Annotated in this window: 19 protein-coding genes and 2 pseudogenes; 11 read left to right on the forward strand and 10 right to left on the reverse strand. The window is 66.6% G+C overall.

From position 1 onward, the window contains the following. Positions 1 to 476 (forward strand): transposase (locus tag BL254_RS23300; protein ID WP_175648466.1); only part of this gene is annotated, 476 nt, incomplete at its 5' end. 342 nt (positions 477 to 818) lie between these two features. On the opposite strand, the pseudogene BL254_RS23305 reads toward BL254_RS23300, so the two are convergent. Continuing rightward, a pseudogene (locus BL254_RS23305) lies at positions 819 to 1,661 on the reverse strand (MFS transporter); the annotation flags it as partial. A 215-nt stretch (positions 1,662 to 1,876) separates the two neighbouring features. Beyond that, complete coding sequence (locus BL254_RS23310) at positions 1,877 to 3,505, reverse strand: hypothetical protein (protein ID WP_076845162.1); 1,629 nt, start codon at positions 3,503 to 3,505, stop codon at positions 1,877 to 1,879. Positions 3,506 to 4,422: 917 nt separating this feature from the next. On the opposite strand from BL254_RS23310, the gene BL254_RS23315 reads away from it, so the two are divergent. After that, complete coding sequence (locus BL254_RS23315) at positions 4,423 to 5,850, forward strand: ATP-binding protein (protein ID WP_235433831.1); 1,428 nt, start codon at positions 4,423 to 4,425, stop codon at positions 5,848 to 5,850. A gap of 126 nt (positions 5,851 to 5,976) precedes the next feature. On the opposite strand, the gene BL254_RS23320 is transcribed toward BL254_RS23315, so the two are convergent. Both BL254_RS23320 and BL254_RS23325 read right to left on the reverse strand, forming a co-directional pair. Then, entirely contained in the window at positions 5,977 to 6,420 is a 444-nt protein-coding gene (locus BL254_RS23320; protein WP_052914953.1) for a hypothetical protein, read from the reverse strand. Between the two features lie 369 nt (positions 6,421 to 6,789). Beyond that, positions 6,790 to 7,041, reverse strand: coding sequence for a hypothetical protein (locus BL254_RS23325; protein ID WP_052914954.1), 252 nt, complete (start codon positions 7,039 to 7,041; stop codon positions 6,790 to 6,792). Between the two features lie 175 nt (positions 7,042 to 7,216). Between BL254_RS23325 and BL254_RS23330 the strand changes: the two genes are divergently transcribed. The 3 genes from BL254_RS23330 (at position 7,217) to BL254_RS23340 (ending at position 9,196) form a co-directional block, all read left to right on the forward strand. Beyond that, positions 7,217 to 7,699, forward strand: a complete 483-nt coding sequence (locus BL254_RS23330; RefSeq protein WP_047225037.1) for a helix-turn-helix domain-containing protein — start codon at positions 7,217 to 7,219, stop codon at positions 7,697 to 7,699. Positions 7,700 to 8,113: 414 nt separating this feature from the next. After that, a complete protein-coding gene (locus BL254_RS23335) occupies positions 8,114 to 8,884 on the forward strand; it encodes an SDR family oxidoreductase (RefSeq protein ID WP_076845165.1) in 771 nt (256 codons plus the stop codon). Positions 8,885 to 8,899: 15 nt separating this feature from the next. After that, on the forward strand, positions 8,900 to 9,196 hold the full coding sequence (locus BL254_RS23340) for an SDR family oxidoreductase (RefSeq protein ID WP_076845167.1): 297 nt from the start codon (positions 8,900 to 8,902) through the stop codon (positions 9,194 to 9,196). Between the two features lie 509 nt (positions 9,197 to 9,705). Here the strand turns inward: BL254_RS23340 and BL254_RS23345 are convergent. Both BL254_RS23345 and BL254_RS23350 read right to left on the reverse strand, forming a co-directional pair. Then, positions 9,706 to 10,305: a PIN domain-containing protein gene (locus BL254_RS23345; RefSeq protein ID WP_076845169.1), complete on the reverse strand. Its 600-nt coding sequence runs from the start codon at positions 10,303 to 10,305 to the stop codon at positions 9,706 to 9,708. A gap of 4 nt (positions 10,306 to 10,309) precedes the next feature. Further along, entirely contained in the window at positions 10,310 to 10,834 is a 525-nt protein-coding gene (locus BL254_RS23350) for a helix-turn-helix domain-containing protein (protein ID WP_076845171.1), read from the reverse strand. Between the two features lie 104 nt (positions 10,835 to 10,938). Between BL254_RS23350 and BL254_RS28835 the strand changes: the two are divergent. Then, a pseudogene (locus BL254_RS28835) lies at positions 10,939 to 11,121 on the forward strand (hypothetical protein); the annotation flags it as partial. A 33-nt stretch (positions 11,122 to 11,154) separates the two neighbouring features. Next, positions 11,155 to 11,460 (forward strand): hypothetical protein, encoded by a 306-nt coding sequence (locus BL254_RS23360; protein ID WP_139342471.1) that lies wholly within the window; start codon positions 11,155 to 11,157, stop codon positions 11,458 to 11,460. 45 nt (positions 11,461 to 11,505) lie between these two features. On the opposite strand, the gene BL254_RS23365 is transcribed toward BL254_RS23360, so the two are convergent. Both BL254_RS23365 and BL254_RS23370 read right to left on the reverse strand, forming a co-directional pair. Continuing rightward, positions 11,506 to 12,375, reverse strand: coding sequence for a nucleotidyl transferase AbiEii/AbiGii toxin family protein (locus BL254_RS23365; protein WP_047225029.1), 870 nt, complete (start codon positions 12,373 to 12,375; stop codon positions 11,506 to 11,508). Then, complete coding sequence (locus BL254_RS23370; RefSeq protein ID WP_047225030.1) at positions 12,372 to 12,881, reverse strand: helix-turn-helix transcriptional regulator; 510 nt, start codon at positions 12,879 to 12,881, stop codon at positions 12,372 to 12,374. The genes BL254_RS23365 and BL254_RS23370 overlap by 4 nt, the downstream gene beginning before the upstream one ends. Positions 12,882 to 13,532: 651 nt before the next feature. Between BL254_RS23370 and BL254_RS23375 the strand changes: the two genes are divergently transcribed. From BL254_RS23375 to xerC, 3 genes are all read left to right on the forward strand, one after another. Further along, complete coding sequence (locus tag BL254_RS23375; protein WP_076845174.1) at positions 13,533 to 13,958, forward strand: hypothetical protein; 426 nt, start codon at positions 13,533 to 13,535, stop codon at positions 13,956 to 13,958. Between the two features lie 22 nt (positions 13,959 to 13,980). Beyond that, a complete protein-coding gene (locus BL254_RS23380; protein WP_076845176.1) occupies positions 13,981 to 15,462 on the forward strand; it encodes a hypothetical protein in 1,482 nt (493 codons plus the stop codon). A gap of 554 nt (positions 15,463 to 16,016) precedes the next feature. Further along, positions 16,017 to 17,351 carry a tyrosine recombinase XerC gene (gene xerC / locus BL254_RS23385; RefSeq protein WP_254858463.1) on the forward strand — a complete coding sequence of 445 codons (1,335 nt, stop codon included), beginning with the start codon at positions 16,017 to 16,019 and terminating at the stop codon, positions 17,349 to 17,351. 37 nt (positions 17,352 to 17,388) lie between these two features. Here the strand turns inward: xerC and BL254_RS23390 are convergent, their stop codons facing one another. Then, the gene (locus BL254_RS23390; protein ID WP_254858465.1) at positions 17,389 to 18,411 is read right to left on the reverse strand and encodes a hypothetical protein; all 1,023 of its coding nucleotides are present in this window, start codon (positions 18,409 to 18,411) and stop codon (positions 17,389 to 17,391) included. Between the two features lie 472 nt (positions 18,412 to 18,883). Here BL254_RS23390 and BL254_RS23395 point away from each other — a divergent pair, with 472 nt between their 5' ends. Continuing rightward, positions 18,884 to 19,696, forward strand: a complete 813-nt coding sequence (locus BL254_RS23395; RefSeq protein ID WP_076845178.1) for a hypothetical protein — start codon at positions 18,884 to 18,886, stop codon at positions 19,694 to 19,696. Between the two features lie 525 nt (positions 19,697 to 20,221). Here the strand turns inward: BL254_RS23395 and BL254_RS23400 are convergent. Then, complete coding sequence (locus BL254_RS23400) at positions 20,222 to 20,938, reverse strand: hypothetical protein (RefSeq protein WP_047225034.1); 717 nt, start codon at positions 20,936 to 20,938, stop codon at positions 20,222 to 20,224. Between the last annotated feature and the right edge of the window lie 186 nt (positions 20,939 to 21,124).

Raw genomic sequence — 21,124 nt, forward strand, 5'->3', positions numbered from 1 at the left:
CCCAGGGGGTGACCTACTTCCACGGCTGCTACTCGGTTGGTGAGGATCGGCTGTGGGGAGTCAACCGGCGTCGTAAGGGAACGGGGAACACCCTGGCCGCGTTGCGGTCGATCCGCGCGGCCCGTCCGGACGGCGCCCCGATCTGCATCGTCCTGGACAACCTCTCCGCGCATACCGGAACGAGGATCCGGTCCTGGGCGCGGCGGAACAGGGCCGAGTTGTGCTTCACGCCGACCTACGCCTCCTGGGCGAACCCGATCGAGGCCCACTTCGGCGCGTTGCGCCAGTTCACGATCGCTAACAGCGAGCATCCGAACCACACCGTCCAGACCCGCGCGCTGCACGACTACCTGGCCTGGCGCAACGCTCACGCCCGTCACCCCGACGTGCTGGCTGCCCAGCGCCGGGAACGGGCCCGTATCCGCAGCGAGAGACACATCCGCTGGGGCGGACGACCCCTGCCCACCGCAGCATGATCGCAAAAATCGGTGAACGTATCGGGCCACAGCACTAGGAAGAGAGACGAGCCTCCACCGCAACCTACGTTCACTGGTCGAGAGGTTCTGACACGACCGGCTCGCCCGCTCTGATGGCTCATCGCACGGGTGGCCCGCGGAGCGGCGAAACCATCGCGCGCTACCGCGACAACCTCCACGTCCAAGGCCGCGAACCAACAACCTTTCGTCAACTACTTGCCCTACCCGGCGAGCTCTATTGTGGCCCGCCCAAGGGCAGCACCAGCACCATCGCCTTCGACYGAGGCTGGTGCCCAGCGACTGGCCGGTCACGCCCTCCAACGATCCGGCCACTGCTGGTGATCAGGTCTCTGTTTCGGCTGTCGGCGTCGTGGTGCGGCGGTGCGCGAGGGCGAGTGCCGCGCCGGCCGCGAGGAGGATCGCGAGTGCTGCGTAGCCGTAGGTGAGGGTGGCGAGCGAGGCGACGGCGGCGACGAGTAGGGGTCCTCCGGCGTCGCCGAGTTCGCGGCCGACTTCGGCGCTGCCCATGGTCTGTCCCAGCCGGGCGGCAGGGGTGCTCGCGGCTAGCGCGGCGAAGCCCAGGGGTGTGATCAGGCCGGTGCCCACGCCGATCAGGGTCGCGCTCGCGAGTACTCCGGCCCGGTCCGGCAGCGTCGCGCAGGCCACCMCGGTGGCAGTGATCGCCAGGCCGGCGGTCAGGCCGGACCGAGTCGTGAGGCGCCCCTCGTCCAGGGCACGGCCGGCCTGGGGTTGCACGAGTGTCGCGCAGGCGGCGAGCAGGGACACGGCCGCGCCGGTGGTGACTGTCCCCAGCCCGGCGGCTCGGCCCGAGACGGGCAGGAAGCCCACGCCGACGGACAGGGCGGCGGTCGCCGCGGCCAGCGCGCCGGTCGGGGCCAGAAAGACCGGATCGGCGAGCCTGCGGGCCAGGTCCAGCACCGTCTGCCGGGCTTTGGGCAGGGGCGGCACGACCGGGACGGCGAGCGCCGCCCACCCGGCGACCGCCGCGCCGAGTAGCGCCAGCACGGCGAACAGCAGCCGCAGACCGCCGGCCCAGACCAGCACTCCGCCGAGCAGCGGGCCGAGGGTGTAGCCGATCGACTTGTAGAACCCGTAGGAGCCGAAGGCCCGGCCGTGTTTCGCGGCCGGGTTGAGCCGGGCGACCAGCGCGGACGCCGACGGCTGAGGGGCTGTCATCCCGACCGACAAACGACGGTGGCAGTCGTTCGGGTGGGTCGCGGAGTATGCCGGGCGAGGAAATCGCAGGCCAACATGCCACGGGCCTGAGCACGCAGGAACTGCGACCAGCTCGATCCGGCGAGGAACGCGCGCAAGGCTACCCTTTGCTTCTACCGTAACAATCCTGACTCGGCTAAATCAATGGCCGCTTGACGTTCCGATCAGTCGGCCATGAGTTGCATATAGATGCTCTCACCGTCGACGCACTCGTAACGAGCGACCGGTTCCAAGGAGTCGTCTGCCATCGCCCTTAGCTCGGCGAGATTTACCAAGCGCACAAGCGGTGTCGTCATAGAGACTCTGCCAATGTCAATTTGGTGAATGCCACAGGTAACACCGAAGCCTGGCATCTCCGCTCTCACGCGAGTCTCGACGAGAGGCCCTGCGACCTCCAGGAAACCGGCAAGATGCCCCGACTTGATGGTTGCCGTGATCGCAGTGTTCCCGGTCGCTACCGGATTGCCGGACAAAAGCCTCGCGGCGRCCACTAGATCGAGGGCATCACGATAGGTTAGATCGTCGGGTATCGGGAAGATCTGCCCACAGTGATTCTGTAGTTTCTCCAGAGCCACTACCATGTCGGCGCAGAGTTTGGCCTCGGCAAGGAACTGCGACATACCAATGGCGTGTCGGACCACACTCTGATCGTCGATCCGCAATTCAATCTGGTCTTCCCCATTGGCGCGACCAAAAATCTCGAACGCTGGACGTATCGCGTAGAGAAATTTCCCCGCAACCCCTCGCCATGTGATTCGGGCGGATGCGCCTCCGCCCTGCTCTTTGCGATCAATGGTGAGGTCTACCTCAATGCTCCTCGTGGTGTCGCACCCCTTCAGGCGCACCCCTCTGCGCCCACTCGTGTGTTGGTCCACTTGGAGAGGAAGGCGGCCCTTGATCCTACCAGAAGGTGTCACGATGACCAGCTGGAAGGTCAGGTTTTCACCAACCGTGCGGTCGAGAGAAGTGATCCGCAGACGCTCTAACGGACTGGYGGTCTCAAACATTTCCCGGCTGGCAGGCGAAGCCAAGACCTCGAAGTTTGCCACATAGCGACCATCAATCTCGACGTCGTCGCCATAGTCGAGCGCGTCAGCCAGTCGACGCTGTACCTCCGTAGCGAGACTATCGCCGACAGGAAAGCTGAAGGTTGCACGCAGTTGGAGAGGATCGAGTGCCGCAGCCCCCGGGAATCGCTCATTGTAGGTGACTGTAACGCCCTCCGGTGCGGTAGCGAAGTCCGCTCGCCAGTAGGGTGAAAGTTCTTGGGAGCGACTCGATACAACATTAATTCGAGCAATTGAGTCTGCAATAGTCGACGGAACTTGCTGTTCGCGTTCGAACTCTTGGGCGCGCCGGAGCAGCTCGTACTCCTCGCCCTCGACAAGGCGGCGAAGGTACTCTCTCTTCCCGAACTCGACGTTGAGCCAATCTATGCCCCACCACTCCAGGTGGATCGTTGGATATTGCTTACTCAACTGATCGAACCACTGCTCCTCACTGGGCGAGTGAGCCAATGGAAGAATGAGGATCCAGCGAGCCGGATTATGCTCCGAGGCCTGCTTGAGTGAACGCTCGATGTTCCTCTTCTGGCTGCGCTTGAGGCGCTCACCCGCGAAAGACTTGATCTCGAATATGACAAGACCCTCAGTCGAATCCCAGCGAAGATCACGACCGTCGTCACCGCCGCGGCCATCGATCGGCCTGGCGCCTGGGTACAGCTCGACGACCAAAGCCTTGATGGCCTGTTCGATCGTATTCGGATCTTTTTGCGCCCACTGGATGAAGCTCATCCAAACCCTTCCGCTGTACCGCCTGAGTGGCGCCAACGTCGCGCTGCATGGGCTGGAGCCTGATCGCCCTCACGCCGGYGGACCGCCGCGACGAGCCGTGTCGTCAGCAGATCACAAGCCTACGAGATCTACTGTCGAGGGCCGGCTCGCGCAGCCGCGGACCTAGCGCGGCCCGGGTGCTGCACGGCCGCGCCGCTTGATCCGGGCTTGCCGGCCACTCGTCCTGCACCGCCTCGGCGTTCATCGCGGTACGTGCGACGCGTGGAGCCAGCGCGATTCAGGCCGTGGCTGAGCCTGGCCCTGAGCACGGTCTCCGCGCCCCCCGCATCGTCGCCCCACAGACTCCGATGTCACTCACAGCAGCTGCACGAGGGCCGTCGAGCAAGGACCATCTTTCCGTACGAACCAGACGATCAGGCCATCTACCTGCCCTTTTCGACGACATCCGAACAGTCCAACTAATAGGTCAAACCTATTGACCCAGGTCAGAGGCTAGCTACGGAGCGTGGTGGACCATGTGTATCARCATCCGAACCGATCGATCTTGGTTGCTGGCCCTGAAATCACTGTCCGACCGGTCGCCGCACGTGCCCGGAGCAGGGACGATGCTCGGTGACCGCGTCGACCAGAACATCGTCTACCGAGTAGAACAAGCGTTCCGAACGCCGGGCGGTTCCGCCTACTTCCAGGCCGCCTGGTGATCGTGACCGCTGGGCACTGTGGTCACGTCGACTTTCCTGTGATCGAGGGGATGGCGGCCGGTCGATACCCCTCGCAGCCAGTGCCGACCGTCCCATCGTCAATCTTCCCCGTTCTCCGATCTTGGGGCGCCAGTCGCGACCGCCAAATGTAACCGCCGCACGCCAAATGTAACTCCGCCGTGGTTACATTTGGGTGTGCCGCGTGACGTGAGCCAGATGATCTCCTTCCTGCGCGCCGCCGGAGGCGACACCACCGAGGTGGAGGTCAAGTCTGCYGCCGGCGGGTTACCCGCCTCGTTGACCTCGACGCTGAGCGCGTTGGCGAACCAGCCCGGAGGCGGGACCATCATCCTGGGGCTCGATGAGCGGGCCGGGTTCCGCCCAGTCGAGCTCAGCGACCCGCAGATACTCAAGCAGGGCCTGGCTGCCAGGGCCCGGGCATTCACTCCGCCGGTCCGTCTCACGATCGACGACGGGGATGTCGACGGCGCTGCGGTCGTGGTTGCGCAGGTCCACGAGTGCGACCGGTCGACCAAGCCCTGTCGCGTCACCGCGACCGGCACGGCGTACCTACGTGGCTACGACGGCGACTACGCCCTGTCTGACGTGGAGGAACAGGGGTTTCTGGCCGCTCGCCAGCCACCGCTGTTCGACCGTTCACCTGTCGAGGACGCCACCGTCGACGACCTGGACACCGAACTCGTCGATGCTTTCCTCCTCGCCGTCCGCGAGCGCGACCCGACCGGACTCGGCCGTTTTCCCGACGATACCGAGCTCCTGCGCCGGGCTGGGGTCACGATGGATGGCGGGCAGCCGACCGTCGCGGGACTGCTCGCTCTCGGGGTCCATCCCCAACAGTGGTTCCCTCGCTACGTCATCCAGGCCGCCGCGCAGCCCTTGCCCACCGACTCCCCTGCGACGCGGGCCCGCAACCAGGTCACCATCAGCGGGCCGGTGCCGCGGATGCTTGATGCAGCGCTGCTCTGGGCCCGACGCACTTTCGACACCGCCATCGTCGCCGAGATGGACGGCAGCGTTCGTGACCGTCCGATCTATCCACTCGTCGCCTTCCGTGAGTTGGTCGCCAACGCACTGATCCACCGCGATCTCGACCACTGGTCCGCCGGGCTGGCCGTCGAAGTGCGGCTGCTGCGGGACCGCCTGGTAGTGGCCAGCCCCGGCGGCCTGTACGGCATCACCGTCGACCGGCTCGGACGCGACGCCGTGACCTCCGCCCGCAACGCCAGACTGGTCGCGATCTGCCAGCATGTTCGCTCCCCGCAGACCGGAGCTCGGGTCATCGAAGCCCTCGCCAGCGGGATTCCCACCGTCACCGAAGCCCTCGCCGACCATGGCCTGCCGCCAGCCCACTACGTGGACAGCGGCATCCGGTTCACTGTCGTCATCCACCAGTTCACGACCGCCCCACCCGTGGTGACCACCGAACCCGCGCTCGGTGCCACAGAGCGTCGCGTCCACCAGGCCCTGACCCACCAGGGAAGAACGGTCAGCGAGCTTGCTGAGGAGCTCGGACTGTCCGCTCCGAACATCCGCAAGGCGCTGCGGAGCCTGCGCGGCCGCGGGTTGGTCCGTCAACTCGGCGGCAGAGGCAAAGCCACCACCTACCAGCGGACGGACTCATAGCCGACCGATCCTCACCCGCCAACCACTACCCGCCTTGAACCATGCCTGACCCATCCGCACGTTCCGAGCCACCGACCTACGGCCGAGTCCTCCGCCACCCAACCTTGCGGAAGAACCCAGGTCAGCTCAATCGACATCCCAGGCTTCCCAGGAGACCACCCAGTCGGCGGGCCGTCGGGAGGGTGCTTCGCCGCCGGCGGTAAGGAACTCGCTGACGGCCTCCGCCGCCACGCGGGCGTGCGCCGATGCGTGCTGGTCGTATATCTCGCGGCATTCCGCGTAGATCGTGCTCTCGCGACAGAAGATCTTGGTCCCGTGACCGGTCCTCGTGCGCACCAGTTTCCGGATCCGCTTCCGCAGCTCCGTCTGCTGGTCGCCCGGAACGCCGTGCACCTCCGCGAATCCCTGATCGCAGACGACATCAGCCGCGAGCTGCGCGACCAACGAAAGTCTTTGGTCCGCGTGCGGCATCGGGTAAAAGCGGTCGATCAGCGCGAGACAGCGGCGGCAGGTCGGCGCGAAGGCCACCCCGCCGTCCTTCCTCAGCGGGCCGCCCTCCCCGCCGACCATCACTGCCCCACACTCTGCCGCACGCTGTGGTCTCGGCCCAGCGGGGTGCCAGGAGCTCGTCCCGGGCATAGTGGGTGGCCGTGGGCGAGAGCCACGGTCTCGACGGGTCGAAATAGAAGTCGTGGACCGCGCCCCGGCCAGAGACGCCGAGTCCGCCGCGCGGGCGAGATGAATCCACCTCACCGCCGCTGGTCACGGTGAGAAGCATCGGTGCCCCGCCCACGTCGACCGCGTTGACGCCGAATCCCGGTGCGGCCATACATCCATTGTCCACCGTGCGGAAGGATGCAGGCCGCGACAGACAGGGCGGCGGCCATTCGCCGTTTATCGGTCCTGTGGTCAGCCGGCGGGTCGGGCGCCAGTAGGCGGTCAGCCCTTGACGGCCGCAGTGACGGCGTCGGCCAGGCTGGTCGTGGCCCGGCCGATCAGGCGATTCGGGTCGCGGCGGTCGCTGTCGACCTCGCCTTGGGCGATCGCGGCGTCGGAGGCCGCGAGGATGTCGGCGAACATCTCGGGAACGCCAAAGCCGACCAGCGCCTTCGCAAACTCGGCCGGGGGAAGGTCCTGGTAGGCGATTTCCTCGCCCGTCTGGCGGGACACCTCGGCGGCAAGCGCGGTCATCGTGAACGGTTCGTCCCCGGCCAGCTCGTACAGCGCCCCGATGTGCCCACCACCGGTGAGGACAGCCGCCGCCGTGACGAGGCAGCAGGCACACTCGACCGGTGACGCTGGTCAGCCAACCGCGAAGGTTGGCTACGTAGTCCGTTTCTTCAAGAAACTGTGTAGGCTGCGTGTCATGCGTCGGGTCAGCTTCGAGGACAGGGCCTGCTCCGTCGCACGGTGCCTCGAGGTGGTCGGCGACTGGTGGACGATGCTGATCGTCCGGGACCTGACGTTCGGCGTGACGCGCTTCGACGACATCCAGCGCCGGCTCGGCGTCGCCCGCAACGTGCTCACGCAGCGGCTGGAGCACCTCGTGCGCCATGAGGTGGTCGAGCGGGTCCCCTATCAGGACCATCCGGCCCGGTACGACTACCGCCTCACCGAGAAGGGCCGCGACCTGTGGCAGGTCCTGACGGCGATGCGCCAGTGGGGTGACCGGTGGGCCGCCACCGGCGGACCGCCGGTGGAGATGGTCCATCTTGACTGCGGGCACGTCGCGACGGCGGTGCCGCACTGCTCCGAATGCGGGGCCGAGCTGCGGGTCTCGAACATGCGCGCGGTGCCTGGCCCGGGCGGAGTCGACCCGGCGATGGTCCCGCCCGCTCGCGACAGCTGAGTCCGTGTCAGGCGCCGGCCGGCGCCGCAGTCTCCTCCGGTCATGCAGGACTCCGCCCCGCATGACCGGCTGATCGGCGTGGCCCCCAGGCGCCCCCTCCCGGGACACCCGCGGGCGTTAGTCGGTTCGGGTAGTGGGTGAAGAAGCCGAGGGTGTTGTGGGTCTTGGTCTGGTGGGGGCCGATGAGATCGACACCGTGACGGCACAGGAAGCGGCGGGTGCCCGAGCGTCGCGTCACGCACGGTCGGCATGCTCCCCCGCTCGCCGACGACGTCCAGCACCACGCGGCAGAGCGGTCCAGGCCCTCGAGGCTGGCGCATCGCGTGCCCTCGACACGAGTCAGTTGCTTCATAAGACTCGCTTCGCTAGAGTTAGTTTTATGTTGAAACTTACTATCGAGCCGGGTCGGACGTCGTGAACATCGAGGGCGCCGTCGCACTCGTCACCGGTGCCAACCGAGGGATCGGCAAGGCGTTCACCAGCGCGCTCGTCGAGCGTGGCGCCAAGACCGTGTACGCCGGCGCCCGTGACCCACGCACCGTCGGCGGACCGGGCGTCGTCCCGATCGAACTGGACGTGACGAACCCCGCGGCCATCGCGGCCGCGGCCCGGACATGCGCGGACGTAACGCTGCTGGTCAACAACGCCGGGGTGGTGCGCGGCGGGCCACTGGTCGGTGCGCCAGGCCTTGACGGCGCCCGCGAGGAGATCGAGGTCAACTACTTCGGCACCCTCGCGGTGACCCGTGCGTTCGCCCCAGTCCTCGCGGCGAACGGCGGCGGCGTGATCGTCAACATGCTCTCGGTGCTGTCCTTCCTCAGCTTTCCCGCGATCGGCTCGTACTGCGCTTCCAAGGCAGCGGCCTGGTCGCTGACCAACGGCGTCCGCGTCGAGCTCGCCGAGCAGGGCACGCTGGTCGTCGCCGTGCACGCCGGCTACGTCGACACCGATATGGCGGCCCGGGTCACCGGCCCGAAGCTGGCGCCCGCCGTGGTCGTCGCCCACGCGCTCGACGCCGTCGAGGCAGGCACGGAAGAGGTGCTGGTCGACCCGGTCAGCCAGCAGACCAAACAGGCACTTCCCCGCGACCTCGAGCTGCTCTACCCGGACGTACGCAGCCAGTGGGCCAACCACCCACTGCGCGCCGCCACCGCTGCCACCGGCTCGGCCGAACCAGCCGCCTGACCGAAGGGACCCACCGTGATCACCCTTGTCATCGGGGCGACCGGCCGGGTCGCCGGCCACCTGACCCATCTACTCCGGAAGGACCACGTCCCGGTCAGAGCGCTGGTCCGTAACCGGGAGAAGGTGGTGGCGAGCTTCGTCGACTCAGGCGGGAACTCCACCGAGTTCGAGATCGTCGATGGAGCCTTCGATGATCCGGCCGTGCTGCGGCGCGCCTTCGAGGGCGTCGAGGCGGCGTTCCTCGCGCTCGGCACCAGCCAGTGGCAGGCAGCAGGAGCGGCTCACCGGGAAGCCGCCGCGGCCGATCGATGACTTCATCCACGCCCACCAAACGCTGTTCACCGCGGCCAACGGGGCCGCCCCATCGGCCACATTCAGGACGACATGTTCAAGACGGACCGAACCAGGACGCTCCGCAGGCCTCGAGCCGGCGCTGAGGACCCGGGACGAGTGACGCCTTCYGGCCCGAGTTCGATGCTCGCCGTGAGCTGTCCCGGGTTTGCTGGAGGCCGGGGTCGTTGGGTCACACCAGACGAGCCTCCGCCAGCGCTGTCGCGTCTGCGGTCGCGCGGYACACCGAGGCCCGGGACGCCGCGTTGATCAGACTGCTTGGGCGAGTTCGGTGAACGCCGCTGAAATCACTGTCCGACCGGTCGCTACCCGGGCCCTGGCTAGGGACGATGCCCGTGACCGCGCCGACCGTTGCATCATCTATTGAATCGAACGCGCGTTCCGCAGGTCCGGCGGTTTCGGACGCTTCGGCCCGTCTCGTGACCGTGATCGTCGGTACCGTAGCCGCGTTGACGAGCCGGGTTAGGTCACTACGGAGCCGATGTTGTCCTCGCATCGAGTGCAGCGAGAAGGTGCTCGCCGAATGCTGGGACGCCGTGGGTATGCAGGTAGGTAGCGATGTCGTAGGCGGTCAGCGTGGGGCCGGATCTGCCGGTCCTGGCCGCGATGGCACGAACGGCCGTGACGACGAGGTCTGGGTGGATGTCGAGCTCGTCGAGGAGGAAGTCGTCGAGGGACTGGCGGGTCAGGCGTGCGGGCAGCGCAGCGGGGGGAAAGTCCGCGAGGTTGTCGGTGACGATCACGTCGGCTCGGCCGRCCACGGCGGCGGCGACCACGTGTCGGTCGTCGGGGTCGGGGAGTTCGATGGTCGGCACGAGCCGTTCCCAGCCGGTCACGGGCGCGTCCGGGAAGGCGATCCTCATCTGCCGGAAGAGGCGGGTGAGGTAGGCGTCGGTCTCTTCTGCCGAGATTCCGCGCTTACCGAGCAGTGTGTGCAGGGTCCGTTCGAGCTCGTCCAGGATCTCGCTCGACCAGAGCGGCCGGTAGGCACCGGTGCTGGCGATCTCAAGCAGCACGTCGCGGGCTCTGCTGGGCACCAGGACGCAGGTGTCGAGCAGCGCGGAGAACATCTGGTCAGCCTTCGGCTTTACTGCGGGCGGCTTTCAGCGCCGCCCGGGTCTCGTCGGGGCTGACGTCGTAGAGCCCGAGACGCTCGGTATCGGCGACCATGTCGGCGAAGGCGAGATCGGCGGCGTGGCGTTGGCGGCGGYGGTACTCGAGGAGGTCGTCGAGGCGAACCTTGCGGTGGCGGCTGGGCTTCTCGAACGGGATGGCGCCGTTCTCCAGCAGCCGGACCAGTGTGGTGCGGGAGATACGGAGCAGATCCGCGGCTTCCTGGGTGGACATCGTCAGATGGTGCGGTGCCACCGTGACGRCCAGGCCCGCATTCATCGCCGCGGCGACCTGCAGGAGGACATCGAACATCGGCTGGGGGAGCTCGACGCTGTGCCCGTCCGGGCCGGTGAGCCGAGGCCGAGGATCGGCGGTCCGCCGGCCGCGGTCGCGGAGCGCGGCCAGGAAGTCGATGATCTCGCCGGTGTCCTCGTCCGGCAGGTAGGTCTCGTCGTGGAGCGGCTCGGGTCCGGCGGGCGCGGTCATGAACGGCCTCCAAGACGATCGGAACGATCGACATCCTCGTTTCGCTCGATTCTACGCCGGCCGCTTGCTGGCAGCTGCCCGCTGACGGACACCGCGCCCCACCGCTCCATCGCGCACGTGCCGAGGATGTGCTCCACTGGCAGAATCACCAACGCCCGATCTCCGCCGAGTCCCTACGCAAACGACTCCACGTCGGCGCCGGCACCGCCCGGACCCTGGTCGCCCAGCTACGCAGCGGCCCTCACAGCAAGCTCGACAGCCAGCCGCTCGAGGCAGCTGAGCCATAGCCCAGCCCCGCCAGACTGCTGGTGCGTCTCGCGATGGTCCCGGACCAGGCTCGCCCGCCGGCCGAGCCAACCGCCGAACGACGGATGTGGGCGTACTACTCGACCGGGCGGGCCAAGGGCCGCACGCCGACCGGCACGGACCTGGACCGGATCGCGGGCACGAACAACTACGGCCGGAAGGTCCCTCCCAGAGCGGGACGGAACCCGACGAGCTGGGACTGCTGCCAAGCAAGCGGTTCGCGCGACGACAAGATGGTCGTTCCAACGGGACTCGAACCGGTCATCCACGTCCTGGCCAGCATCGATCCAGCGATCAGAGTTCAACGAGATAGATCGTAAATCGCATTACCGCAGGTAAAAGGCATGATCAGATGTTCGGTGGACCTAACGCACCACGATAAGAACCGTTTGATCTTGGTGCAGGGTCCCGAGATCACTGTCCGACCGGTCTCCATAAGGCTCTCGACCAGGGGCGATGCCCAGTGAGTCTCCGGCCGACGACATCATCCGCCGAGTCGAACACATGTTCCTCAGGTCTGGCGGGTCCGGACGCTGYGGCCCGTCCGGTGAGCGCGATCGTGGGCGCGGTCGAGCTGAAATCCGGATGGGGCACGCCGGTCGCCGCTCATCCGCCGGTGATTTCCTGACGCCAGGTGTGGAAGAAGTGGCGTAGCCGCTCGGCGGCCGGGTGGGGCAGTCCCAGATCGTCGTCGGTGAACCGGCCGATGGTTCGATCATGTCGGCGAACACCTGCAGGTCGAAGCCGCCGTCCTGGGTTTGGGCGAGGTGGACGAGTTCCTCCTTGGTGAAGACGTTCGCCAGGTCGTGCACGTCGGTGAAATCGCGTGCCTCGGCTCGGCCGAACAGTGCGAGGGTCTTGCGGGCCGCCAGGTCATGGGCGCTGAGTGTCGGGCCGAGTTCGGTGAGGGTGGGTGGTTCGTCCGGCGGGCTGTCGACGCCGAGATCCACGATCAATGCCTCGCTGCCTGCCTCGACGACAAGTCTGGCGAAACTGCCTGTGAGCTGGACCCGTCGGGTGGCCCAGCCCTGCGAAGCCACCGCGCGTTCGAACGCCGCTGCCGTGTCGGGGATCGATGCCGTGGGCGGGAGGGCGGTGAACAGATCGACGTCGCGGGTCTCGCGGTCGACGAGATAACGTGCGATGAGCGCGGCACCGCCCGCGACCGCGAAGCCCGCGCTCTCGGGCAGCCCGAAGAAGATCCGCGCAACCGCCCGCTGCAACGACGTGATCACCGCAGGGCGGCCCGTTCCCAGGCGCGCCGGATCCGGGCGGGAAGGACCAGCTCCGGCCAGGCGTCGACGAGCAGCGCCCCGTCGATGTAGGCGAGGATTTCTTCCGCCGTCCCTTCGCGCAGGACGATCTCGTACAGCCGGTGGCGCTGCCGACGGTCTGTGAGGTCGTAGGTCCGATCGGGGTCGGACCAGTTCAGATGGACGGGCAGGCGCACCCGTGCCAACGCCTGCCGGATCGGGAGCCGAGGCAGCCGATCCGGCACCGTGAACGGCCGTCCCCGCCCGTCCACCACGACCTCGAACGAGGGCACCGGCACCGCGTCGAGCCGGAAGCCCGCCGCCGCCAGCAGCCGCGTCGCGGTCTCCAACGTCGGTGACTTCACCCCATGCTCATAGGCCGCCAACGTCGGCCGCGACGTGCGCGCCCGCCGCGCAAGCTCAGCCCCGGACAGACCCGCCTCCAGCCGCGCCGATTCGATCAGCCGGCCTGCCAGCAAGTTCGCCATTCTCCCTCCACCACGACGGCGACGCGTATCCGATGAGAGACGCTACTCGTCTTTCGATCCTTTCGCCGGCCGATTCGAGCGAACATCGGGCGCCGGGGCGTGCTGGTGGGCCTGACAGACCGCGCAAGGTCGGCGATCATGACGGGCCGGCTCGTGGACCACGTGTACCAGCATCCGAACCGTTTGATCTTGGCTGCTGGCCCTGAAATCATGTCCGACCGGTCGCCACCCGAGCCCCGACCAGGGGCGATGCCCCGCGCCGTGTCCAGCGCGTCGGCGTTGAGGGCTGCGAACACCCGGCGGGCGGATGGCCGGAAGCGACGAGAACGGCCGGCGAATTCTTCCGGATTCGACCTCACACACCACACATCGTGTGCTAAAAATACCTGGGTCGCCATCCCTGCCGGTCACCTCTGCCTGCACGTTTTCTTTCTCGTCCGCGTTCACCGCACACGCCACAATGATCAAGAAAGTGACATTGTTTCTCCCCCGAACCGGAGGTCCGTCGTGGCCGCTGGACGTTCCCGCCCCTCGGGCCGGCAAAACAGACCAGCGTGCGGGAGATCCGCGCCCCGATCGAAACGGCCACGCGGCCGCTCGCAGCCTCGCARCACCCGGAGTCTCAGTCGGCGCGAGCGGAAGAACCTCCACGTGGYAGCCTATCTTGCGATTGCCTCCGGCGGGCTGGCGCTGGGGATCGGAGTGGCCTGGCCCTGGGTATTCGCCGCAATGTTCGTCATCTCGTTCCTGCTTGCGTTTCGATGGCCGACACTCTGCCGCGCCTATCGCACAGATGGCGGCATCTGCGAGATGTGGGTGAACGGCTGGCTCACCGGGTGCAACAGCCACGCCCCGGTCAAGCGCCGGGATCTACGCGCGGTGATGTGGCCGCCGAACGAGGTGTCTCCCTTTCATCGTGCCGCGCTGGCGATGCGCATCCCGCCGCGGGAGAGCGAGGTGCAGGCCGTTCTCGACGGCGCGCCCCGCCGAATCACGATGCGAAACCTCACCGTCTCCTCGCTCCTCGTCCTCAGCGGGCTGATGGTCCTGGTAGGCGCAGCCGTCGGGTCGCAGTGACCATCCGGAGCCGACAGTGGATATGAGCGACGTCCTCGCGGCGATGGGCAGACCGGGCGTGGTGGCAACACTGTCGGAGCCAAGCGAGCAGGCCGCTATTGCGGAGACGGCAGCGAAGCTGGCCACAACCAAGCCGCTGTATCTCTACCGCCAGGATCCCAGCCTGGTACGGGTCCGGCCCTGGGTGCGGACGAGCCCGATGAACGTGCTGCGCGAGCTCGGTGTCGCGACCACCTTCTACCCCGACGGGCCCTTCTCCGACATGGCGCGGCACTGGGCGCAGGTCCGCTACTGCGGCGCCCTCACCACCCGTACCCGTGGGGTGAGCACGCTCCCACAGCTGGCGATCGGTGACACCAGCCGCGTGGTGCACCACCACAAGACCGCGCAGTCCGAGCACCTGGGCATCGGGTTCGCGATGGTCRTCGCCCGGGCGGTGCTGAACAGCCGCCACCCCGGATTCCGGTTCCAGGCGATGGACGCGGAGGTAGCGCTGGCCGACGGGTCCGCCCTGGGTCACTCAGTGCGCTCCGCCGGCTCCAGTCTCGGCAGACCCGACTACATCCTGCTCGGCACCCAACTGCGAGCAGGTCGCTTTCACACCAAGATCTACCTGCTCGAATGCAAAGGCACGCATGGYGAAATGTCGAGGATCAGGGCGCAGCTCGCAAAGGCGAGCGTGCAGCTGTCAACCCTTCGGATCGACGGTCGCACACCCCCCGGACTCATGGTCGCCACGAAGCTGGACACGGCCGGAATATCCTGTCACGTCTTCGACCCTCCGGGCGACGAGAACCTCCTCTCCGGAGCGGCAGGTGAATTCGACGACATCGTGACGGAGGATCCGGAACCGTTCCTGTTCCCCCGGCGYCACCCCACCTATCTGGATGCCGACATCCACCGGTCCGGCGAGCAGCTCAGCGATGAGGAGATCGCACGCAGACGAGCCGAAGCCGGTTGGCGCTCCGAGGAGCTGCTCCGGCCGATCCGGGGTGCGGCCGACATCCTGGAGGTCCCGGCAGAGCGCCGACGGTGGTTGCTGCAGATGCTCGCACGGAGTTCCGCCTTCACGTCTCTGCTGTACGCCGGTGACAGAGCCGGCGCGGACACCTACTTTCCGGCCTGRCTGCGGCCTGAACCGCCGACATCGGGTCAGCTGCCGCTCGACGATGATGTCTCACCCCCGCCGGATTTCACCAGCATCCGGTCCTCCTTCCGGCTTGGGCCCGACCTTGAGTTCTTCGGCATCAGCCACCGCATGCCCCTTCCCGACGGCAGGGTTCTCGTCGTCCGGCGCGGAGTGGAGCAGCAGCTGTACGGCCTGCTTAGCGAGCACCGGCTGGCCCGTTCCTTTCGGCGTGCGCGGGATGTCGTGGGCCGCTGGCGCACACGCAGCGGACGGCAGAACCTGCCGGCCGATGTCGGCGCCGACGGCACGGGCATCCTCATGGAGGTCCTCGACCGATKAAGATCCTCCCGGAGCCGCACCGAAGGGAGGTGTTGAGGTTCGGCGAGCCTGCGCTTACGGCATAAGTCCACTGCCTGCAGTGTCTACGGCGAAGGCCATGGCGATGTCATGGACGATGACGCCGGACCGGACCGTCTGCGCCGTGAATTGTCGACCCTGTTTCCTCTCGCTCGCCACCTCCAACAATCTCAGGTCCGGCCTGGAGCTTTTGCCAGCCGAGGTGGGGTCTGGACGACGGGGACCGTCTGCTGGCGCGCGAGTCACCCCGTAAGTGAAACCGGAAACGAGGTGACCATGAACATCTATGCCCGTCGTGTGAAGACGCATACCAGGCCACGGCCATCCAGCGTGGTACCAGCGAAGCGGTCTCCCTGGCAGGAAGGCCGAACCCGGTGAAGGGCTCGGTGTTCAAGCGGTGCGGGTGCCGTGATCCGCAGTCTGGCCAGAAGATCGGCCGTAGCTGTCCCAGGCTGGAGCGGTCGGATCACGGTGCCTGGTGGTTCCTGCACGACGTGCCACCTGGCCAGAACGGCCGTCGACGACGAACGATGGGTGGCTCCTTCCCGACCCGTGGGATCGCTGAAACCGAATTGGCCAAGTCACTGGCCCGACTACATACCGGTGGACACACCGAGACCGACCGGGAACTGACCGTCGCCCAGTATCTGGACGACTGGTTGGACGGGAAGGTCAAGCTGCGGCCCTCGACCCGCCGGTCATACGAAAGCCATATCCGGCTGTACCTGAAGCCGGGCCTGGGTCATCTTCGGCTTAYTGACCTGCGTGACCATCATGTGGAGCAGCTCTACGCGGCGATGCGGCAGATTGGTCACAAATCGAAGGAACACAAACCCTCGCCCCTGCTGCGGCGTCTTCTCGAAGTGCGCCAGGAGAGCCCAGACCGCCGACGTCCCATGAGCCCGGCCCGGATTCGTCGGGTGCATGCGACCACGATGAGCGCGTTCAACAACGCCGTGAAACGCCGGAAGATCCCGCACAATCCGGCACAGTACGTCGAACTGGCCTCCGGACGCGCCCCGAAACCACTGGTATGGACCACCGGCCGCATCACAACCTGGCAGAAAACGGGACGACGACCATCCCCGGTAATGGTGTGGACACCCGCACAGGCCGGAGCCTTCCTTGACTTCGCCGCGGCGGACCGACTTTACCCCCTGTGGCATCTGATCGCCTACCGCGGCCCCCGCCGAGGCGAGGCCGTCGCCCTGGGATGGGCCGAAGTCGACCTCGACGCCGGTTCGGCCTACGTCCTGGACAACCTGCCAGACCCCGCCGACTTCAACGAGGACGAATGGGGTGACCCGAAAAGCAACGCCGGGTTCCGTCCCATCAGCCTCGACAACCGCACCGTCGCCGTCCTGCTCGCGTGGCGCGCGACTCAGAACGCCGAGCGTCTCGCCTACGGACCGGACTGGGTCGACTGCGGTCGGGTGTTCACCCACGAGGATGGCCGTCGGTTGAACCCGAACGGGGTATCACAACGGTTCGACCGGCTCATCGCCCGGTTCAACACCATCCGGCAGGAACACCAGGAGAAGAACCGGGACACCGCGTTTCTGGCGCGACGGCACCGTATGCCCGCCGCCGCCATCGAGACCGCACTCACGTTCGGACCGCTGCCACCCATCCGACTACACGACCTTCGCCATACCGCGGCCAGCCTTACCTACCGGGCAACACGCGATCTCAAGCTGGTCTCGGAACTACTTGGACACGCCAGCATCCAGTTCACCAGCGACGTCTACACGACAATCTTCGAGGAAGTTGACCGAGACGCTGCGGAGGCGGTCGCAGACCTGGTCCCCCGCACCCACCACACGCCTCTCCCCGGATCACCGACCGCTGCGGCCGATGATGACCTTGATGCCGACGAGACGGTCGAACACGACCAGAAAGAAAAATAACCAGCCGCAGTCACAGCCTGCCCCGGAAGCCAGCCAGTCAGAGCAGTTCGGAGTGTCGTGAGGCTGCTTCGACGCGTATCTGGTCGAGGAATGCAGTGGTGATGCGTTCCTCGACCAGTTCGTCGCCGGTACTGTCGCCGTCAGGATCATCCACCCCGCTGAGGGCGACAATGTCGGATTCGATGTCGGCGTAGTCGCGATAGAGCAGCCAGCAGCCGTGGATTCCCGCGATCAGGTCTTCAAGAAGATCCGTAGCGGGCCGGGTCGGGTCCAGCGGCGTAAGCCGACGGGGCATCAGCGCCTCCCGGAGTTCCTCTGCCTGCTCACCGAACGCCTCCGCCCGGGCATACGCACTTTCCACAGCTGCGAGCAGCACGTCGAGGTCGGGAATCCCTCCCTCAGCGACGACCATGGCTTCGGCAATCAGCTGAAGTACAGCGAGGCGGGCTGTCTGCCCGGCGGTGATGTGTTCCAGGACGACGGTGGGACTTTCGTGGGGAAGCGCCTCGATATTGTCCGCCTCAACGAGGACCTGGGTGGGATCAAGTCCGGTCTGGCGTGCCGTGACCGTGGCGGCGACGTGCAGCCAGTGAGCGGCTGCGACCGCGGCGGCGGTGGGCTCCACCTCGGTGAACAAACGACTGTCCCCGAAGGGATTGTCAGCCAGGAGCACGTCGGCGGCAGCGACCTGGAGGGGGGAGGCGTCGGCGCGGGTCAGGGCGATGGCCTGGCGGGCCCGTCCGGAGAGATCACCGCGTTCAGCCTGCTCGACGGCGTCGAGCTCCGCGGAGACATCAGCGAGAATCTGTTCGGCGAGGTTCTGGTTCCCGATCGCGTGGAGGGCGCGCCCGACGCGGTGTGCAGCTTCTTCGACGATCACATAGGACTGCAGCAGGGTGCCGTTGTGAGGTAGGTGAGGGCGCCGGATCACGGCGAGCACACTGGCGAATGCTGTGCGGTCGCTGGCGCGACGCCAGCCTTCGCTGCCGACACGCAGACTCGGTGTGGCACTGGCCGGATGGGTGTAGGTACGCCACGCCGCCGCAGCCAGGAAGGTCAACTGTTCGGCCAACCGGAAGGCGTCGCGCTCGACAACGGCCGTGGGGAGCGTGGCGACGGTTGCGGCCAGATCCCCGGTTCCAGTAGCTCAGGAGACGAGGAGGGCACGCTGGCCAGGGTCGTAGGCATACCGGCTCATCGCAGACCTCTCCTCCCGCCGTCGCCAGGCTGCCGCACATCGGGTGCGCCAGGGAAGCCACAACAGCCCCGGGATGCGGACATGCCGTCGATCATCAGTTTTTACAGTCCGTAACCACAACCGAAAGAGCGACATGTAGTTGCCGTCGCAACGTCACCACCATGTCACCACCAGAACATCTCATAGCTCTYAATGGCGATCTATGTGGCCTGTTCGCGCAGGTCACGGGGGTGGACCATGTGTACCAGCATCCGAACCGACTGATCTTGGTTGCTGGCCCTGAAATCACTGTCCGGCCGGTCGCTACCCGGGCCCTGACCAGGGATGATGCCGAGTGAATTCCAGGCCGGCAACATCGACAAGCGGATCGAACAGGCGTTCCGTCGACCTGGCGGTTCCGGAGACTCCGGCCCGTCTGGTGACGGTCATCGTCGGGATTGTTGTCGCGTTGACGTTCTTGTTCGGCTTCGGCAATGTACTTGCCCTCGGCCTGCGTCTTGGCGTCCCGATCTGGGTGGCACCGTTGGTCGCCCCGGCCGTGGACCTGTCGGTAGTCGCGCTCTTGCTCGGCACGCGGCACCTCGCCGTGCACGGCGGCCCGGCAAACGTTTTGCGATCAGCGCGACGTCTTCTCATCTTCACGAGCATGGTAACGCTCGCCCTCAACGTGGCGGAACCCCTTCTGGCCGGGCACTACGGAAAGGCCACGTTCGACGCCGTCGGCCCGCTGCTGCTGATCGGCTGGTCGGAGGTCGGCCCGGGACTCCTTCAGGCCATGCGCCCAGCCCGGTCTGATATAATGCTGGATGGTGCACCTGCGGGCCGTGGCGCGCACGGCTTCGTGGCAGCCGAACCCCACGCGCAGCGAGAACGGCCTGCTACCACCGAGATGCGACCGGCGCGAAAGGGCACGCTCCAGACCGATAGCATGGCACGCGATCAGGATCTGCTCCATCGGGCCTGGRCCGAAGACGTGCTRCACTGGCAGCAGTACCAGCGCCCGATCTCCGCGGAAACACTGCGCAAGCGCCTCCATGTCGGTACTCCCACCGCGCRCAAACTGGTCGCGCAGCTACGCAGCGACATCCACAGCCAGATCGAAAACGTCTCCAGYCGCCTCGACGGTATGCCCCAACCGGYCACGTGATCGACGGGCAGGCCCCGATCCCGTGCTCACCGCGCGAGCCTCGTGATCTCGGTGGGCGCGGGATCGCAGCCGAGGACAACGGTCCGACGACCGGCGTGGATCACCGCGGAACTCCACCGCCTCAGGTCCGAAGGTACGACGATGCGGGAGCCGTGATCTGGACAGGTCACTGGGCGGCCCAGCGGAATCCGTCAACCTGATGGTGGATGCGCTGACGCGGTGGCCGAACTTGAGAAGCTCGCCTCGGATCCTCTTGTAACCCGTGGTCAGCGTTCGACATTTCTGACCACCACATCCGCAATCACGCGCACCGTGTCTGGACTCACGTCAGCGATGACAGCGAGTGGCAGACGGGGTCCAGTCGCCAATGCCGAGAGCTTTCCCGAGAAGCCTCGCCGCTGCCGCCGTACGGTTGCCGGCCGGGGGCGAGCGCAGCCGCCACGCCCGCCAGTGCCTGGACCTGGGTGGAGGGGTCGCGCGACCTGTTCGGCACGGTCGTGTTGCCGGCTTGGGCGAGGGCGCCGGTCACGTGTCGGTGCGGGCCGAGGTGCGGACGGCGCGGTAGGCCAGCGATTGGATCGCTCTGAGCAGCGCGGCGAAGTCTTCGACCGGTTCCCGGGGGTCGACCAGCAACGCGAAGTCCTCCTCCCAGCCACGCATCTGCCGGCGCAGATCTTCGGCCTCGCGCGAGTTGTCGAGTTGGCTAGAGATCTCCTCGATCAGATTGAGGACATCTTCGCGGCGGGCGGAACCGCGGCGCGTCCGAACAAAGTCGCGTTTGATTCGATTGATCCTGCTCGAAATTTTCTCGACACTTTCAGCCCGTTCCGCGTCCCGTTGTGCTTTGGCAAGCGCTGTGAGTAGAATCCGGAAGTTTTCATGGGCCACCTTGATGTCGTCAGGAGCGGCAGTGAGCCCGGGCATTTTGCCGGCGAGAACGTCGATGACCGCCCGAGAGAAGGCCACTTTGTCCAGATGGAAGCTGGGTGTTCCGGTTCGCGCGCCGATGGCCGATTCGAGGTACTTCAGCGTTCCCCGGTTCGGCGAGGTCTTGACCGCGTCGTCGTAGACCTGCGACTGATCGAGCTGAAGGGCGACGACGTCCACGGTGGGTACGAACTCTTGGCAGTAGACGTGTGCAGCGGCGACCGCGACGCCGAACGGGATGATGTCTTCGATTCCGGCGACGCCCAGAGGATTCGGGGTCGTGAGATCGGCGAGGTCATTCTGACCGAGTTGCAAGATGAGATMACTCTTGATCAGATTTGGGCCGTACGCTCCGCCGGCTTGCAGGGCCTTACGGTAGATGTCAAGTCAAATGAGACAGTTGGTCGTTACTCGGTTGGCTTGGGACTGGCTGGTTGATCCACACGGTCTCGGGTAGACGGGGTGGCCGTGGCCGGCGCGCGAACCGCTCGGGGTGCGCTG

This window comes from Protofrankia sp. BMG5.30 (assembly GCF_001983005.1).
In the GTDB taxonomy this organism is placed as follows: domain Bacteria; phylum Actinomycetota; class Actinomycetes; order Frankiales; family Frankiaceae; genus Protofrankia; species Protofrankia coriariae.

Coding starts and splice junctions, on each gene's coding strand:
- BL254_RS23325 (WP_052914954.1), bottom strand. CDS start 7,041: ATGACCGCGCTTGCCGCCGAGGTGTCCCGCCAGACGGGCGAGGAAATC.
- BL254_RS23320 (WP_052914953.1), bottom strand. CDS start 6,420: ATGGTCGGCGGGGAGGGCGGCCCGCTGAGGAAGGACGGCGGGGTGGCC.
- BL254_RS23370 (WP_047225030.1), bottom strand. CDS start 12,881: ATGGCGAACTTGCTGGCAGGCCGGCTGATCGAATCGGCGCGGCTGGAG.
- BL254_RS23360 (WP_139342471.1), top strand. CDS start 11,155: ATGGTCCCGGACCAGGCTCGCCCGCCGGCCGAGCCAACCGCCGAACGA.
- BL254_RS23330 (WP_047225037.1), top strand. CDS start 7,217: ATGCGTCGGGTCAGCTTCGAGGACAGGGCCTGCTCCGTCGCACGGTGC.